This window comes from Pseudomonas sp. NPDC087598, from assembly GCF_044743525.1.
Taxonomy (GTDB): Bacteria; Pseudomonadota; Gammaproteobacteria; order Pseudomonadales; family Pseudomonadaceae; genus Aquipseudomonas.
Genome location: NZ_JBIUWQ010000027.1, coordinates 1 through 15,528, shown reverse-complemented (window position 1 = coordinate 15,528; position 15,528 = coordinate 1). Strand labels below are relative to the sequence as shown.

The following is a 15,528-nucleotide window of genomic DNA, read 5'->3' as shown; positions in this document are numbered from 1 at the left end:
TGATATCCCCCAGAGATATCGGCGGCATTGCGCAGTGCTAAGTCCTGCGTTTTTCATGAGAAAAACGTCTGGAAGGCTTTGCCCTTCCCGGCGTCCAATGCTCTGCTATGTTTTAACCGCCCATCGCGGAACCCGGCGAACAGTCGCCACTCTCCGCGTCTGACAACCGGGAGCAGAGACATGAGAATCAACCCGTACCTGATCTTCAACGGCGATTGCCGCGAAGCCTTCACGTTCTATGAGCAAGCCTTGCAGGGAAAGCTTGAGGCGATGATGACGTTCGGCGAAACGCCGGCCGCCGAGCATGTGCCGAAAGAGCACCACAATCTGATCATCCATACCTGCCTGAAGGTCGGGGATCAGATGATCATGGCCTCGGACACCACGCCTGACCGGCCGACTCAGGGCATGAGCGGTTGCTCGATTTCGCTGAATGTCGACAGCATCGCCGAAGCCGAACGGGTATTTAACGCATTGGCCAAGGACGGGCGCGTCGACATGCCACTGGAAGCGACCTTCTGGGCTGCACGCTTCGGCATGCTGGTGGACCGTTTTGGCGTGTCGTGGATGGTTAATTGCGAGAGTGAAAAATAGCGCTGGCGGATCGTCAGGCATAAAAAAGCCCAACCTGTTCAGGTTGGGCTTTTTGTTCAGCGCTGGGCCAGTTCGTGTCTGACGCATTGCTCATAGTAGGTCTGCTTGACCGCCGCCGGTTTGAGCTTCGAGGCGCTGTTGTAGGTCTGTTCGGTAATGCCCATGGCGGTCATGCGCATCCACGGTTGCTGGAATTTGCGCACCTGCAATTGTTTACGCGCGCCGTACAGGGACATCCCCGATAGCTTGGATTGTTGCGCGCCTGCGGCAATATCCGAACCCCAGGTACAAGCAAAGCGATGGCTTTTGCTTAACTCTTTTGCCTGGACTCCCAAGGCAACAACAGCCAGGGAAAGCGTTGCAACGGTTATGACAATCGTCCGCATATAGCCAACCTAACCTTTTGAAAAAAGGCGATTTTGCCGACGAAGCAGTCACTCGGGGGCCAGCAATTTGCCGCTTTTTGGCAATATGCAGCAACAAAAAACGGGACAGCGCGATTTCGTGATGAAATCCCGCTGTCCCGTTGTGTTGTTCAGATCGCGCTGACTTCAACACGCAAGCGATCTGGCCCCTCCTCCCGACATTCGATGCTGACCGGCAAAAACTGCTCGATGACGGCGATGTTGCTGTGCAGATGTCCGGTCATGCGCGGCGTAGTAAACGCTCCACCACCAGCCAGCGCCATCGGCAGCAACAACTGATCGGCGAGGTGCTCGGCCACCGCTGCACCGCTGCGCAACCAGTCCGCGGCCTGATTGATTGCCGTATCAGCGACCTTCTCCGCCCGTAATGAAACCTGACCAAACGCGCTGAACACTTCAGTCACGTGCTCGAATGCGTATTCCAGCAACAGCACGTTGCCCGGTCCACGCGCCGGATCGAGCGTGACGTGCTGCAACACCTCCGATGGCAGGCGCAAACGCTTGGCCACTTGATTCAGTTCTCGCTGGGCGACCGTGGGCGCAAGCCCCGCCGTCAAGGCCGAGGCGTGCTGCGAAATCGCAACGCCACGCTCACACAGATCGAGTCGGGTCAGCACTGACGGCTGCACCTTCGCCTCGATCTCACCACCCCCTGCCGGTACAAAACCGTGTCGCAGCAGGTCAAGCTCGATGTTGGCGCCCATGCGCCGCAGCAGTGGCAACCAACTGCGGGTGAGGAAATCCATCGGCGGCGCCAGCGGATTATGAGTGCCCCCGCAGATCCGCACCCGACTCGCCTGCGGTGCGCGCATCAACGCAGGCAACAGCGTCTGCAACACCAGCGTGCAACTGCCGGCCGTGCCAATCGCGAATTGGTAATCGCCACCGCGAATTGCTCCCGGCTCGAAACTCAATGCCTGGGAGCCCAATTCCGCGCCCAAAGTCTTTGCGCCACACACCTCGGCCGCCGCCAGCACTGCCGTCAGATGCTGACGCAGCAGTCCCGGACGGCTGCGCCTAGCGCGAATCTGTTTAATGCGAAACGCCCGGCCTGTCACCATCGACAGGCTCAAGGCACTGCGCAACACCTGGCCGCCACCGATGGCGCCGTCCAGTTCAATCACTTCCTGTTTCATTACAATCCTTATGCGTACAGCCCAACAGTATCCCTGAGGTACTGGTCCAGCCGTCGCGAGTCTTCCTGAGTTCTTTTTAATGTAGGCACTTCGCGCTCAAGCTCAGCCGCGATGAACCGGTGCAGCGCCGGTCGACGCGGCCCGTAGGCGCTCTCGTCGGCATTGCGTTTAAGGGCCAGCAGTTCGTCGACTTCAGCGAGCAACGCAGGATCATCGACCGTGGTCAGCAGATCGGCGAAGGTCATCGGTGGCCGACCGCGGCCCTGATCGATCCAGCGCACCGCCAACAGTGGCCGCAGTACGTAGAAGTACTTTTTGAATCGCACGGTTTCGCCTTGCAGGTAGCCGCGAAAGTTCTTCTTGGCCATCGACAGATAGTGGCTGCGTGCGGCCGGTGGGCTATAGAACGCCTCCGCCAGTTCTCGCAGCTGCATCACCGCTGCCGTTTCGCGGCGATACACCAGCGGCGAATCAAGCCACTCCAGCAGCGTCGGGTTGGACTTGCGCAGCAACCCGAGGGTCTTGCGCAGTTCCCAGCCACTGACGTCGAGTTCGTCGTCCAGCGGTCGCTCGATCACATCACGCGGGGTGTCGACCTGAACGAACCAGTCAGGCTTTTCCACGTACACAAACCGTACGTCGTAATCACTGTCGGTCGAAGCAAAGCCCCAGGCCCGGCTTCCAGACTCACAGGCGTACAACACCGTAACGTTGCGCTCGCGCTCTATGCGCGCCAACTCTTCCAGCACCCGTGCGCGCATCGTGCTGCACAATGGGTGGCGCTCTTCGAATTCCATGACATCTGTTCCTTTTATCCTTTGACGCACACCACCTGACGCAGGGTGTGCAGCACTTCCACCAGCTCACGCTGGGCGTGCATGACTTTGTCGATGTCCTTGTAGGCCATCGGAATTTCGTCGATCACTGCCTCATCCTTACGGCACTCGACGTGGGCCGTGGCGCGGATCTGATCCTCGACGGTGAAGGTGTTCTTCGCCTTGGTACGACTCATGGTGCGGCCGGCGCCGTGGCTGCAGGAGCTGAACGACTCTTCGTTGCCCAGGCCGCGCACAATGAAACTCTTCGCCCCCATCGAGCCCGGAATAATCCCCAGCTCGCCCTTCTTGGCCGACACCGCACCTTTGCGGGTAACCAGAATGTCTTCGCCGAAATGCCGCTCTTTCTGCACATAGTTGTGGTGGCAGTTGACTGCTTCCAATGCCACTTCGAACGGCTTGCGGATGATCTGCCGCGTGGCCTGAATCACCGCTCGCATCATCAACTCACGGTTCTGCTTGGCGAAATCCTGCGCCCAGCCCACCGCTTCCACGTAGTCATCAAAGTGCTGACTGCCTTCTTCGAAGTACGCCAGGTCGCGGTCCGGCAAGTTGGCGATGTGCTGACGCATATCCGCCTGGGCCAACTGAATGAACTGGTTGCCGATGGCGTTACCGACACCGCGCGAACCACTGTGCAACATGAACCAGACCCGGTTGGCTTCATCCAGGCACACTTCGATGAAGTGGTTGCCGCTACCCAACGTGCCCAAATGTCCGCGGTTGTTGGTGTTGGCCAGTTTCGGGTACTTGTCGGTGATCAACTTGAAGCGCGGATGCAACGCCGCCCATGCCTGATCGGCCTGTTGCGGAATCTCGTCCCACGCGCCCTTGTCACGCCGCGAGCGGGTCGAACTGCGACCGTGCGGCACCGCTTGCTCGATGGCACTGCGCAGACCGAGCAGATTGTCCGGCAGATCGGCTGCGGTCAGCGACGTGCGCGCAGCAATCATGCCGCAACCGATGTCCACGCCGACCGCTGCCGGAATGATCGCGCCGACTGTTGGAATCACGCTGCCGATGGTCGAGCCCTTGCCCAGATGCACGTCCGGCATGACCGCCAGATGCTTGAAGATGAACGGCATCTTTGCGGTGTTCATCAACTGCTCGCGTGCCTCTTTTTCCACCGGAACGCCTTCGGTCCAGAGTTTGATCGGCTTGCCGTTAGCGACTTCGAGCAGTTGGTAAGTGTGTTCTTTCATTTCTCTATTCTTTATTCATTGGCCGATGATTCGGCGTTGTTCCGTTCGTCGCAGCGACAAAAACACAGACACTGTGGCTCCGCCTGATTTAAGCCCCCGTTGCCGGGGCGGGATTCGAACCCGCGTTTCCTATGGAGTACCTGTCGCATTCGCTGCCAAATAACTGCAAATAAGGTGGCACGACAAAAGTGGGTGACTGTTGCGCGTTGCCGCGCTCCGGGATTAACCGGACTCCAATGTACAGCCACCCGGCATTCGTGCCGTCACACACGCTGACAAGGGTTTGATGAGACGTCTTGGATGTAGTCCCATCGGCATTCAGCGCCTGTGATAAATCAATTCATTGCATGCTTTCGATCGCTTCAACCCAATGCCGCGCACCGTAATGACCGCTGGTGAACTGCTCGATCACATCAAACACCGCATCGCTGAAACCACCGATATTCAAGATGTCATCGCGATCCGCTGCCTGCGTTGCATGGCCAGGCTGGATATCAATGCACGCCAGTCGCGCCTGCGGGTTGATCTGCTTGATCCGTTCCCATTGACGCAGGGTCTCACTGGCGCCCCGACGTCGTGCGTCGATCCAGGATTCGTTGTCCGATACCAGAATCAGCGTGTCGACCCTGGCCTTGCTGTCGGCCAGTTTCGCCAGCGGTGCCGAGCAGTTGGTGCCACCGCCAAAAATGCCGGCGAGTTTTTCCGCGTTACTGATCACACTGTCACGCGGGTTGAGCTGGATATCCACCACGCCCACTTCGAACGGCATCACTCGTGCCAGCGGTTGTTTGCGCAAGACTGCTGCGGCCACCAGCGCCGCTACGTCGATGCAACGCACCACCGAGGTCGCGCCCTGGCGATAACCGGTCGCCGGGCTGCCCATCGAGCCCGACACATCCGGGCAAACCACCACTGAGCCTTGCAGTTGTGGCACGTTGGCCAGCGACAACTCCAGTGCATCCTGCAACGCTTCGCGAATCCGCGCCGGAATGTCCTCACTCATCATTCGATAAGCCGCCAGCAACTGGTACGGGTACACCCGCGCCTTCGCGACCTCTTGCGGATCCGCCAACCGGGCCGCGACATACTCGACGCAACCCGGCACTTCAAACGCACCGTGGCGAGCCAGGGTGTTGAGGTTGATACGCAGCCCCTGCCAGCCCATGTTGCGTGCCTGAGCGGCCCATTGTTCCTTGCTCAACGTTTCGTTGCCGAGCAACTGAAACGGCACCGCTGGCACTTCCCCGCTTGCACCGCTGCGAAACGCCAGCAGATCGCGAGTCAATTGCGGAAGAGCCTGCACATCCACCGGTTTGCCGATCAACCAGGCGAAGAACGCTTCGCGCCAGGCTTCGGCAGGTTTTGGATGAACCATCTTCACTACATCCGCCAACGACGGCTGATTGCCAATCGACGCTTGCAGGAGTTGACGCTCAGTCGCGCTGTTCAACCAGTTCTGCACCAAGCGCTTTGGCTGCGAGCCGAGAGATTTGCGCCCGGTCGCACCGCTGCGGAGGATCTGCACAAAGTTGCGCAACATTTTGCCGCTATCGATCACTTGCTCGAACACCTGTGGCACCAGCATCGAACGCTGAGCGGTCAATGCGGCCAGCAGCAAGGCCGGCATGTCTTTCATATGGCCTTTTTTACGAGCGTAAATCGCGGCTTTGGCGACGAAGCTGCTGTCCAGTTCGGCCACCAGCTTCAACACTTGCTCCAGTTGGCTTTCAGCAGAGGCGTAAAAGGTCTGGTTGAGGCAACCGGTCACTGCCAGTTGAGCCAGTTGATGCTTGGGTGTGTAGGCATAGGCCGAGGCACCGGAGGCATTCAGCGTGTCGCAGGCTGGCAGGTGATTCGATTGCGTATTGAAGAGATTCTGGTTGGCCATCGTGGCGTCTCGCTGTGTTGTCCCGTTCGTTGCAATAGGTATTGCAGCCGCTGTGCCAGTTTTGTTTTTCCGAATTGAATTATTTTTATCTATTTGATTTATAAGGTTTTTTATTTTTGTTCGTTCTTCTACCGATTGAATTCGCGACAAGCCACCTTCAGAAAAACTATCATTGGATATCGTTTTTTATCCTTTGAGATAAACATGCCAAACAAGCGCACAGTCGCCATCGGTTTTATCGGAGCCACCCTTGATCGCGTCGGGAAAGGCGCCAACCGCTGGAGCCACTGGCGCCCCAGCGTAGGGTTGTGCCAACAGCCGGACGTGCTGATCAATCGCCTGGAACTGATCCACGGCATCGACGCCCGCGATGTCAGCCTCGCCGAGCGTGTTCGTGCCGATATCCAGCAGATCTCACCGGAAACCGAAGTGCGCCTGCACCCGATGTCGCTGCGTAATCCGTGGGATTTCGAAGAGGTCTACGGTGCACTGCACGATTTCACTACCGCCTACGATTTCGACACCGAGCGGGAGGACTATCTGGTTCACATCACCACCGGCACCCACGTCGCGCAGATTTGCTGGTTCCTGCTGACCGAAGCGCGCTACCTGCCGGCACGCCTGATCCAGACCTCGCCAGCCAAACGCAAAAGCGAAGACGAACACGCCACCGGCACTCACGCGCTGATCGACCTCGACCTGTCGCGCTACGACCGCATCGCCTCGCGCTTCGCCAACAAACGCCTGGAGGGCCTGGAGTTCCTGAAATCGGGCATCGCCACGCGCAACGCCGCGTTCAACCGCTCCATCGAACAGATCGAACGCGTGGCGGTACGCTCGAAAGCCCCGATGCTGCTGATCGGCCCGACCGGCGCCGGCAAATCCTTCCTCGCCCGCCGCATCTTCGAGCTCAAGCGCAGTCGCCATCAGATGCAGGGCCGCTTTGTCGAAGTGAACTGCGCCACCCTGCGCGGCGACGGCGCGATGTCCGCGCTGTTCGGCCACGTCAAAGGCGCTTTCACTGGCGCGCAAAATGCCCGCGACGGTCTGCTGCGCGCAGCGGATGGCGGCATGCTGTTTCTCGATGAAATCGGCGAACTCGGCACAGACGAACAGGCCATGCTGCTCAAGGCGATTGAAGAGAAACGCTTCTTCCCACTCGGCTCGGACAAGGAAGTCGACAGCGACTTCCTGATCATCGCCGGCACCCACCGCGACTTGCGCAGCCGGGTCGCCGAAGGATTGTTCCGCGAGGACCTGTACGCACGCATCAACCTCTGGACCTTCGACCTTCCCGGTCTTGCGGGACGCCGCGAGGACATCGAGCCAAACATCGATTTCGAACTGGAGCGCCATGCCCGTGAACATGGGCAACTGGTGCGTTTCAATCTGGAGGCACGCCGCCGCTACCTGGCATTCGCCAGCTCCCGAGAAGCGGCGTGGCTGGGTAATTTTCGCGAACTGTCGGCGTCGATCACGCGGATGGCGACATTGGCCGACAGCGGACGAATTGATGAGGCGCAGGTGCAGGAGGAAATTGATCGGTTGCGTTATGCCTGGGGCTTGGCACAACCGGGCGCCGTTGCCGAGGATTTACCCGGTGATGGCGAGAGCATGGATCTGTTTGATCGATTGCAGTTGAAAGCTGTGCTTGAGGTTTGTCGGCAGGCGGACAGTTTGTCGGACGCCGGGCGACGGTTGTTTGGAGTGTCGCGCCAAGCGAAGGCACAACCCAATGATGCGGATCGACTGAGGAAATATCTGGCGCGATTCGGGATTGAATGGAGCCAGGTGGCCAACCGGTAATTTTACCGCTCGTCCAGCGCCATGCACCTTTGCCTTTCTCGCACTTCCAATGAGTACGTTCCCACACGCGGAAGACCTAGATGATGAACAAGAATATTGCTTCGCTGTCGCTCGCCAGCCTGCTGATTATCAGCCCGCTATATGCCTCTGCAGTTGAGAAAACAGCAGCGGAAACGGCCGCCCCACCGACCGCCCTGCCGGGCGTCAATCAATCCGCAAGCTCACGCGAAAACGATGAAAAGGCGAACAAAAAGGGCGAAGAGGCATCAGGTTCGAATTCGGGCGCAGAGTCCCATGAGACGGCAAAAGATGCAGCGACTTCGAGTGATTCACAAGACAACAAGAAGCAGACGAAGCCATAGCGACGAATGCGATTTGCTGGCTTGAAAATCCGCGATTCGAGTGGACGGAGAGCATTGGACGCCGCCGAAACTTGAAACGCCTGCAGTCTGCCGGTATTAAGTTCGCCTTTAACGGCAAAAACGCAGCCGACTTAACAGGCGCGAACTACTCGCAGTCAATTTCCGAATTCAAAAAACTATCGCCAAGGAAGCACCATTGGACTCTAAATATCTCGAAGATCTGCGCTCGCGCTTCAACTCGGCGGAAAACCTGGAATTCACGTTTTTCTGGGGACACCAACCAAGCAAGAAAGGCGTTACCGCAGCGTGCTTCAGCCAGTGGTACGTCGCTGAATTCAAGGTCGACGGGCAATGCTACCCAACCGCCGAACACTTCATGATGGCCGAAAAGGCAGCCCTGTTCGGCGATCATGAAATTCGTGCTCAAGTGCTCCAGGCGACCACTCCTGAAGCAGCTAAAGCACTGGGCCGCAAAGTACGCGGATTCAATAACGAGGAGTGGCTGCAACACCGGTATGACATTGTCGTTCGCGCGAACCAGGCCAAGTTCTCGCAAAACCCTGAGCTGAATACTTATCTCAAGGGAACGGGCGCTCGCATCATTGTTGAAGCAAGTCCGGTTGATAGCATTTGGGGGATTGGCCTGACCAAAGATGACGCAAAGGCGAACAATCCCAATCTCTGGGAAGGTTTGAATCTGCTGGGATTTGCGCTGATGCAGGTTCGCGACGGCGATTGATTGAGGCAAACCCATAACGGCTATTTTCTTGATGCAGTATGCCCAGACTGTCGGCGGTCGCCGGCCTGGGCATTTGTCTCCGAGCAAGATCAAAGAAACGCGGACATGACAATGCGCCGGGCAGATTCCAACGCAGACTTAAAGGTTGCAGCTGTACTGATATTCGAAAGGGAAAAATACGGTATCGACGACCAACGAAAACGGAGCGTCGAGCAATACAAGCGGGATCAGTTTCCCATGGGATATGTCGACCAGCCACCAGTCAAATCGAACGCCTATGTAGGGGCAACGATGCTTGTAATCCATTCTGGTAGCAGTTGCCACACACCCACCCAGCAAGGTGAGCAAAGCTATTAGCATCAAGTTGCGAAACACGTAACGTCCTTATTACTTACTTTCCAGTGCTGCATAGACGCTGTTGCGAACGGTTAGTCACTGCGCTTTGTGAGCTGCCTTTCCATTGGCCATTTCAGGCGTATGCGAATCAGATCCAAGAGATTCAACTAGACATCAAACTGGCGCCGATAAGCAGCAACGTGCTCAGGAAAGATCTCGCCATAGTCCGGGTACTCGATACCGAGTACGGTGAGCTCTATTTCATCCGGCCCGCAATCGGCCGAGTTGTCCGCAATCGATACGCCGGCAGCGCGAACCTCCTCGCCTCCCGCAATGCGAACAACGAAGTTGAAGCGCCGCTGATCAAGCCGAGTAAAGGCCCTGATCTGCTCTTGGACGCTGGAGTAGTCAGGACCTGGAACAAACACGCCGAAAGCAACTCCCATCGGCGGGTCGCCAAGCTCGAGATCGGACCACCCGATATGTTGCCCATTACTGAAAATCTCGAATAGAAACATCAGCTACTTAGAAAACCAGGTTGAATTTCTCGCAGGGTAACTCAGTTGCCAGCATCACTGAATGTCACGGAACAACATGCAGACGCCACCTTGGTGACTATTCAAACCATCCCGGCGACGTGGCTTTTTTGAGACGACTCATTCAGCGAGTCGGGTATCATTTGTCTTCCAATAATTTCCGAGAACACAATGCTCATGCATGGACGCTTCTTGTTGGCTGCACTGGTTATCGCTCCCTCTCTCGCGATCGCAGCACCTTCTCTCTACGCCTACGACGAAGCCCCTACAGATGGCTATATGTACGCCATGAGGTATCAACAGGCGAAACTGGCTTGCGGGTCACTTCCGGACGACCTTGAGATGGACTACGCGAAGGCAATGCGATTGACTGCAGAAGCCAGCTCTGAATTTGAGAAGACCTATACGAAAGGTTTGGCAGCAAACCCACGGTGGCGTAAACCTGCAACAGCTGAAGAACAGGAGGCCGAGTGCAGTCAAGGCCAGGTGGCGCTTCGAGTGACGGTCAGACTTGCGCGCCAGTGGTTTCCTGGCGGCTGGTAACGCTCAGCAGCGTTCGTAAAGTGCAATCCGACCTACTCGACCTTGCGGCTCGGTAGTTTGAAGTCAGCCACCCGATCAGTAACGTTTCAGATCCGCATTAACACCAAGACATATCCGCCATTTTCGCTGGTTCCTTGAGCAAGTTAGCCGCGACACCACCCGAACGCACTCCTCTCCACGCCCAACGGCATCCAGCGGAGCGGATGAGTCGATCCGCGTTTCATCGGCCATCAAAGACCAACGCCTCTAACTTGAGGTGACGCTACCGGCATGGTCAAATAAGTAATGGCCCTTTGCTATGGTGATCTCAGTTGAAGCAACATCGCGGATTGATTATCTTTTTTTCGGCAACGACGTTGCTCTTTATCTTGGCCCAGGTATGGCACGCACAATCTGCCCCGGAAGAGAAAAAGGAGGAGCGGGAACGCCAGCTCAAGGGGCTCGCGCTCATCATGAGTGCCCAGTCCGGAAAAGTATCTGACGAGTCAACTCGCATCGATTCGGTGACCTACAGCGATGAGGTCATGCGTATCTCTTACACACTCACAAAAGTTACTAAAAACGAAATCGATTCTGATGAGTTCACCAAGGATGCAAAAGCGCTTGCAGCTTCTGCATTCTGTAATGAAAAAGGTTTAGGACAATTCGTGAAATCGGGTCTTTCCATTGATCTCCTTTACAAAGATTCAACCAACTCACCGATAGTCGAGTTTCAGATAGGCAAGTCCGACTGCCTCTGAAGCCCCCCCTGAAGCCCGCCTCTGTCGCGGGCTTTTTTCTGCGTGCTGTACCCGCTATGAGTCCGCTCAGCTAGTCATCATCCTCACGACCGAACCCGAATGCACTCCCGTCCGCGCCCAACGGCAACCAGCAGAGCAGATGAGTGCATCCGCGTTTTGTTGGATCAACAAGGTGCTGCGCAAGATGGCGGACTAGGTACTCGGCAGAAGCTTGATGAACTGATGGCCTGGAACGAAATCGAGGAAATCAGCGAGTCGGTGCAGAACCTGACTCTTAACGATCATGCGCTCGGGCCATCGCTCTCATATCAGGCTATTCAGAGTCCGCGCCACAAAGTGCTAATAAGTGAAACCGTGGCGCGGATGTTTCGGAATGAGAGCTTGGCTGAGCTGAAGCGTGATTCTGGCGACGAGGCGTTTTGATCGTTTCAAGCCTTGGTCGATTGAGTGAACATCCAGCCAAATAAAATCACACAAATGATAGGTCGGATCAGATCCGTTGCCGAAGCCGCGCCGTAGAACATTTTTAGCCCTATCAATACCATCGACACCAGTCCCGCAAAAGCGCCGATTCCAGCGGTCCAGCGGAAATATCTTGGAAACATTATGTAACTCCCTTCTGAAGGGACGGCATCGTAATCTCATTTAGCCACTACTTCAATCTAGGTTGTCGCTACGATTGTGGGCTGTTGAAACTGACCGTTACAGACCTAGGTGGAGTTGGATGCCAGCGGGATTGAAGAGTAGGCCATGGCCAAGTCTGGACAGGAGCGATCGGAGAAGGCTGCACAGAAGCGTATCGAGTTCGACGAAAAGGAGCTGCGGCAACGGTGCCGACTCGGAACAAGACAGAAGCTGGAGGGGTTCATGGCTTGAAACGAGGATACCGAACAGGCTTATGTGATTGAGGGTTGCCTTCGGTATGTGCATTCGCTTGGGCCTGAAGCTGCACGGGAAGCGTTGAAAGCGCGCCACGAGATTGGGATTAGCAATAACGTGGCGCTAGAATTTCTCAATCAGAGCCTCATGGAATACTGACTCATCGAAAAATACGTATTCGTGTGTTGCGTCCACCACGCGCACAGCGTTCTCGTATTCGAAAGAACGTCCATCGTGCAAATCAATTTGAACGGCCATGTCTACCTCCTTGAAAAATGGATATGTGACTATGGCACACGACCTTCACTCGCCAAGAAAGCTCTCCATGCCCACAGAAGACCTCGGCGCTACTTGCGCTGGATCGGCCGGCGCATCCTCAAGCAGATCACACCCACCTCGTACGGATGACCACGCCCGCCAAGCGGACAATGGCAGCACTGGCGAGGGCGAATGATCCTTGGCGAGCAATCCAACAACTGGCAGTCGCTGCGCAGCTTAAGCCCAGATAGCGTTTGTGGTCTGTATTAACGGCGCTTCAATCCCCTTTAAACGTTCGGTTTCAAGCCACGTCCTCGTACGGTCGACTTCAAACCGTCTAGGAATTGATGCCTGCCCGGCCAGCAACAAACCACTTAAAACATAAGTACCGCAGCCTTCGCAGTCGTAAGTATTCCCGTCGTGCATTTTAACCAAGGGCTGAACACTTTAACCGCAGATATGACAGTTCATGAAGATCTCCTTTTCTGAGCCGTTCAATGTAGCTGATTCCTCACGACCTTCCACCGCCCGGGCATGCCCCGGCATAGGACGCCCCATGCCCACAGAAAACAAACCGGCCGAGCCGCTGAAGGTTGAGCGCTCGACAGTCACGAATCTGGTGATCACCGGCGCGCCGATACCCGACCCGATCACTGTGTTCCTCGAGGACTTCGGCCGTTGCAACTGCCCGACCGAAGCCAATCAAACCACCAGACCGCCCAGGGCAAGATCACGATCAACTACTGGGACAAAAGCTGGAACGCCTACTGGGGTGGTATGGGCCCGCGCACCGTCGCGGAGTTTGTCGCCGACTGCGACTGGCATTACATCCTTAACCGCCTGGATCGCGGCATCAGCAGCACTCGGTTCAGCGGGAACGCGCTTCACGCATTCGCGAAAAAGTGCATTATCCAGCGCCGCGGGCAACAGACCGGCCGTCACGAATGGGAGCTGGATGAGCTAAATAAGGGTGAAGCCCGCGAGCTCTGGCACGACATCGATGTTCTGCGCAGCGTCGAGTCACCAAACGAATGCTGGCATCACAGTAAATTGCTGACCGAGCTTTTCGGTGATGAGTGGAACTACCCCGTCGGCGACGGGCTGTCGAGGAAAACCACGAGTTCACGTACCTAAAGCGCGTTGTCTAGGCAGTTCAGGAAGCGCTGCGGCAGGAACAGCAGCAGGTGACTGCATCAATCATTTCTGATCGGGATATCTGCCAATCTCCTCACGAGTAGGCATGGTCCAGTCCGAGGCGCGTCTTTCATAAATTGAGTCGGGCTCATGCGCCTGGTAACCGAACATCAGTAAGTAAAGCCCCAGAGCCACTGCTGCCAATACCGCCCTACCTACAGGGCTCGCATCTTTCGGTAGACCACCAGGGCCAATAGCTACCCAACCGCCTCGTAGGTAAGCAAAGACGGCCTGCGTAAACCACGCTTGCGCCGCAATACATGTCCAGAACTGATTCCACTCCCCCGTAAAACGCCAAAAAGCGCTAACAATGGATGCGATGACCATGGCACTCAGGATCAAGTAACGAAAACGCTTGAGAGTACTCAGAGCCCGGTATTCCTGCTCCATATTTCTCCTTTTTTGGCTTCAAGCAAAAATGATCTGACCACGCTGTCGACACCTCAAATATCGGCCGATGTGCGCTGGATATAAATTCAAAACACCCGTAACTCCCTCCCCCCTTCAAAGTCAGCCGCTATAGCGGCAAGGAATCCGCATGCGACTCAAAAAAGCGGAGCGCGAACTCGTTCGCCTGAAATACGGCGGGCACTGCGCCTACTGCGGTGCAGTGCTGGGTGAGAAGTGGCACACCGATCACTTCGAAGCAGTGCGGCGCGGCACCAGGACGGTCAGAAGATCGCCGGACACGCCAGAGAAACCTGTGAGTTAGCAGCGGATTTGGCACCGACCAGGACCTTGCAAGAGATTCCGAGCTGACCGCGAGAAGCCGCGGCCGACGGATCTTTCGAGGGTTCAGCGGCACTCAATCGGTGCCAACTACCTGCAAAATGGTTTGTCACCAAAACAGCAAGAAATCGGGTGAATTTGCGGTCTGTTTGGCACTGCGGTTTGGGCCCAACGGCGTTGAGTTTGGGGGGCTGATGGACGTTACCTTGCACGTTGGAGTTGATCACAAACAAGCTCTAGGCCTTTTGATCAAAGGGTATACAGAGGGCCGTGGGGCCGTCAGCAACTGACTCTAGCCAAAGCGCCAGCCTCACAGCCCTCCCCGCCTTCCCACCGCGTGTTCCGATTCCCAAGCAGACAATCGGAAATCTGGTCAAAACCCGCTTCCGATTGTGTTCAAAGGCACGGCCGGCGGGGCATACAGCCGGTTTCGCTGATCTGGGATGGTGACCGTTAAGAACGAAGAATCGGAACTGAGCTTCCAGGGTTTAGCGCCGCGGAGCCGGTGAGGAAAAACGCCCTAATCGCCCGGAAACAGGGCTTTTGGCAAGGCTATCTGACATGCGAAAAAGCTGAGAAAGAAGATAAATATCAAACAGGATTGGTGCCAAAGGCAGCGCGAAAAAGGGCCAAAAACGGCGTGAACTCACAGCAACCGATTCGCGAGGACCGGCGCTGACCATCTTGAGGAGAAAGACGGGATGAACCCCCGCAAAAGTCCCTACGCATGAAAAATCCCAACTCGCAAAAGTTGGGCTAAGTCATTGAATTATATGGTCGGGACGGAGTGATTCGAACACTCGACCCCTAGCACCCCATGCTAGTGCGCTACCGGACTGCGCTACGCCCCGACTGATGTTGCAGCTCGCTCTTCACCTCGAAGAGCGCTCAAGAATATATCGCAAGCTTTTGAAAACTGGAAGTATTCAAACGCAGCTTTTTATTTCTTGAGTACCACCAGCACATCTTCGAGTTCGGCGATCATCTGGCGGATCATTTGCTTGTATTGGGTGGTGTCGTCTTTGGCTTCATCGCCGGACAGACGCAAACGTGCGCCGCCGATGGTAAACCCCTGATCGTAAAGGAGCGCGCGGATCTGCCGGATCATCAGCACGTCCTGGCGCTGATAATACCGGCGGTTTCCGCGGCGTTTGACGGGGTTGAGCTGAGGAAACTCCTGCTCCCAGTAGCGCAGCACGTGTGGCTTTACGGCAAACAGCTCGCTGACTTCACCGATGGTGAAGTAGCGTTTTCCCGGGATGACGGGTAGTTCGTCGTTATGACTTGGTTCCAGCATAAGCCTCAACTCGGGCCTACAACTTCGG

20 protein-coding genes and 1 tRNA gene are annotated in these 15,528 nt (G+C 56.3%); 9 read left to right on the top strand and 12 right to left on the bottom strand.

Features of this window, described 5'->3' with window-relative positions; genetic code table 11:
* Window positions 1-180 precede the first annotated feature (180 nt).
* Window positions 181-594: a VOC family protein gene (locus tag ACIOWE_RS16145; protein ID WP_401393176.1), complete on the top strand. Its 414-nt coding sequence runs from the start codon at window positions 181-183 to the stop codon at window positions 592-594.
* A 56-nt stretch (window positions 595-650) separates the two neighbouring features.
* On the opposite strand, the gene ACIOWE_RS16140 is transcribed toward ACIOWE_RS16145, so the two are convergent.
* The 5 genes from ACIOWE_RS16140 to ACIOWE_RS16120 all read right to left on the bottom strand — a co-directional run bounded on the left by ACIOWE_RS16140 (window position 651) and on the right by ACIOWE_RS16120 (window position 6,081).
* Window positions 651-980: a hypothetical protein gene (locus ACIOWE_RS16140; RefSeq protein WP_201239031.1), complete on the bottom strand. Its 330-nt coding sequence runs from the start codon at window positions 978-980 to the stop codon at window positions 651-653.
* Between the two features lie 149 nt (window positions 981-1,129).
* A complete protein-coding gene (rtcA, locus tag ACIOWE_RS16135) occupies window positions 1,130-2,155 on the bottom strand; it encodes an RNA 3'-terminal phosphate cyclase (RefSeq protein WP_401393172.1) in 1,026 nt (341 codons plus the stop codon).
* A gap of 8 nt (window positions 2,156-2,163) precedes the next feature.
* Window positions 2,164-2,952, bottom strand: coding sequence for a nucleotidyltransferase domain-containing protein (locus ACIOWE_RS16130; protein WP_401393170.1), 789 nt, complete (start codon window positions 2,950-2,952; stop codon window positions 2,164-2,166).
* A 14-nt stretch (window positions 2,953-2,966) separates the two neighbouring features.
* Window positions 2,967-4,193 (bottom strand): RtcB family protein, encoded by a 1,227-nt coding sequence (locus ACIOWE_RS16125; protein WP_401393167.1) that lies wholly within the window; start codon window positions 4,191-4,193, stop codon window positions 2,967-2,969.
* Between the two features lie 340 nt (window positions 4,194-4,533).
* Window positions 4,534-6,081: an RNA-binding protein gene (locus ACIOWE_RS16120; RefSeq protein WP_401393164.1), complete on the bottom strand. Its 1,548-nt coding sequence runs from the start codon at window positions 6,079-6,081 to the stop codon at window positions 4,534-4,536.
* Window positions 6,082-6,285: 204 nt separating this feature from the next.
* Here ACIOWE_RS16120 and rtcR point away from each other — a divergent pair, with 204 nt between their 5' ends.
* The 3 genes from rtcR (at window position 6,286) to ACIOWE_RS16105 (ending at window position 8,988) form a co-directional block, all read left to right on the top strand.
* Window positions 6,286-7,887, top strand: a complete 1,602-nt coding sequence (rtcR, locus tag ACIOWE_RS16115; RefSeq protein WP_401393161.1) for an RNA repair transcriptional activator RtcR — start codon at window positions 6,286-6,288, stop codon at window positions 7,885-7,887.
* Between the two features lie 83 nt (window positions 7,888-7,970).
* Window positions 7,971-8,249, top strand: a complete 279-nt coding sequence (locus tag ACIOWE_RS16110) for a hypothetical protein (protein ID WP_401393325.1) — start codon at window positions 7,971-7,973, stop codon at window positions 8,247-8,249.
* Window positions 8,250-8,445: 196 nt separating this feature from the next.
* Window positions 8,446-8,988, top strand: coding sequence for an NADAR family protein (locus ACIOWE_RS16105; protein ID WP_401393158.1), 543 nt, complete (start codon window positions 8,446-8,448; stop codon window positions 8,986-8,988).
* Window positions 8,989-9,126: 138 nt separating this feature from the next.
* Here the strand turns inward: ACIOWE_RS16105 and ACIOWE_RS16100 are convergent, their stop codons facing one another.
* Together ACIOWE_RS16100 and ACIOWE_RS16095 are read right to left on the bottom strand one after the other, a co-directional pair.
* Entirely contained in the window at window positions 9,127-9,348 is a 222-nt protein-coding gene (locus tag ACIOWE_RS16100) for a YceK/YidQ family lipoprotein (protein ID WP_401393322.1), read from the bottom strand.
* A 143-nt stretch (window positions 9,349-9,491) separates the two neighbouring features.
* Entirely contained in the window at window positions 9,492-9,842 is a 351-nt protein-coding gene (locus tag ACIOWE_RS16095) for a hypothetical protein (protein ID WP_401393155.1), read from the bottom strand.
* 210 nt (window positions 9,843-10,052) lie between these two features.
* Between ACIOWE_RS16095 and ACIOWE_RS16090 the strand changes: the two genes are divergently transcribed.
* The 3 genes from ACIOWE_RS16090 (at window position 10,053) to ACIOWE_RS16080 (ending at window position 11,566) form a co-directional block, all read left to right on the top strand.
* Window positions 10,053-10,403, top strand: coding sequence for a hypothetical protein (locus ACIOWE_RS16090; RefSeq protein ID WP_401393152.1), 351 nt, complete (start codon window positions 10,053-10,055; stop codon window positions 10,401-10,403).
* Between the two features lie 311 nt (window positions 10,404-10,714).
* A complete protein-coding gene (locus ACIOWE_RS16085) occupies window positions 10,715-11,143 on the top strand; it encodes a hypothetical protein (protein WP_401393149.1) in 429 nt (142 codons plus the stop codon).
* Between the two features lie 99 nt (window positions 11,144-11,242).
* Window positions 11,243-11,566: a hypothetical protein gene (locus tag ACIOWE_RS16080; protein WP_401393146.1), complete on the top strand. Its 324-nt coding sequence runs from the start codon at window positions 11,243-11,245 to the stop codon at window positions 11,564-11,566.
* Window positions 11,567-11,571: 5 nt separating this feature from the next.
* Here ACIOWE_RS16080 and ACIOWE_RS16075 read toward each other — a convergent pair whose 3' ends face one another.
* Window positions 11,572-11,748 (bottom strand): hypothetical protein, encoded by a 177-nt coding sequence (locus ACIOWE_RS16075; protein ID WP_401393143.1) that lies wholly within the window; start codon window positions 11,746-11,748, stop codon window positions 11,572-11,574.
* A gap of 397 nt (window positions 11,749-12,145) precedes the next feature.
* Complete coding sequence (locus ACIOWE_RS16070) at window positions 12,146-12,280, bottom strand: hypothetical protein (protein WP_401393140.1); 135 nt, start codon at window positions 12,278-12,280, stop codon at window positions 12,146-12,148.
* A gap of 678 nt (window positions 12,281-12,958) precedes the next feature.
* Here ACIOWE_RS16070 and ACIOWE_RS16065 point away from each other — a divergent pair.
* Window positions 12,959-13,414, top strand: a complete 456-nt coding sequence (locus ACIOWE_RS16065) for a hypothetical protein (protein WP_401393137.1) — start codon at window positions 12,959-12,961, stop codon at window positions 13,412-13,414.
* 63 nt (window positions 13,415-13,477) lie between these two features.
* Here the strand turns inward: ACIOWE_RS16065 and ACIOWE_RS16060 are convergent, their stop codons facing one another.
* Window positions 13,478-13,864, bottom strand: a complete 387-nt coding sequence (locus tag ACIOWE_RS16060; protein WP_401393134.1) for a hypothetical protein — start codon at window positions 13,862-13,864, stop codon at window positions 13,478-13,480.
* Window positions 13,865-14,012: 148 nt separating this feature from the next.
* Between ACIOWE_RS16060 and ACIOWE_RS16055 the strand changes: the two genes are divergently transcribed.
* The gene (locus tag ACIOWE_RS16055) at window positions 14,013-14,186 is read left to right on the top strand and encodes a hypothetical protein (protein WP_401393131.1); all 174 of its coding nucleotides are present in this window, start codon (window positions 14,013-14,015) and stop codon (window positions 14,184-14,186) included.
* Between the two features lie 791 nt (window positions 14,187-14,977).
* Here ACIOWE_RS16055 and ACIOWE_RS16050 read toward each other — a convergent pair.
* A tRNA-Pro gene (locus tag ACIOWE_RS16050) sits at window positions 14,978-15,054 on the bottom strand.
* A gap of 89 nt (window positions 15,055-15,143) precedes the next feature.
* Window positions 15,144-15,500 (bottom strand): MerR family transcriptional regulator, encoded by a 357-nt coding sequence (locus ACIOWE_RS16045; RefSeq protein WP_401393320.1) that lies wholly within the window; start codon window positions 15,498-15,500, stop codon window positions 15,144-15,146.
* Window positions 15,501-15,528 lie beyond the last annotated feature (28 nt).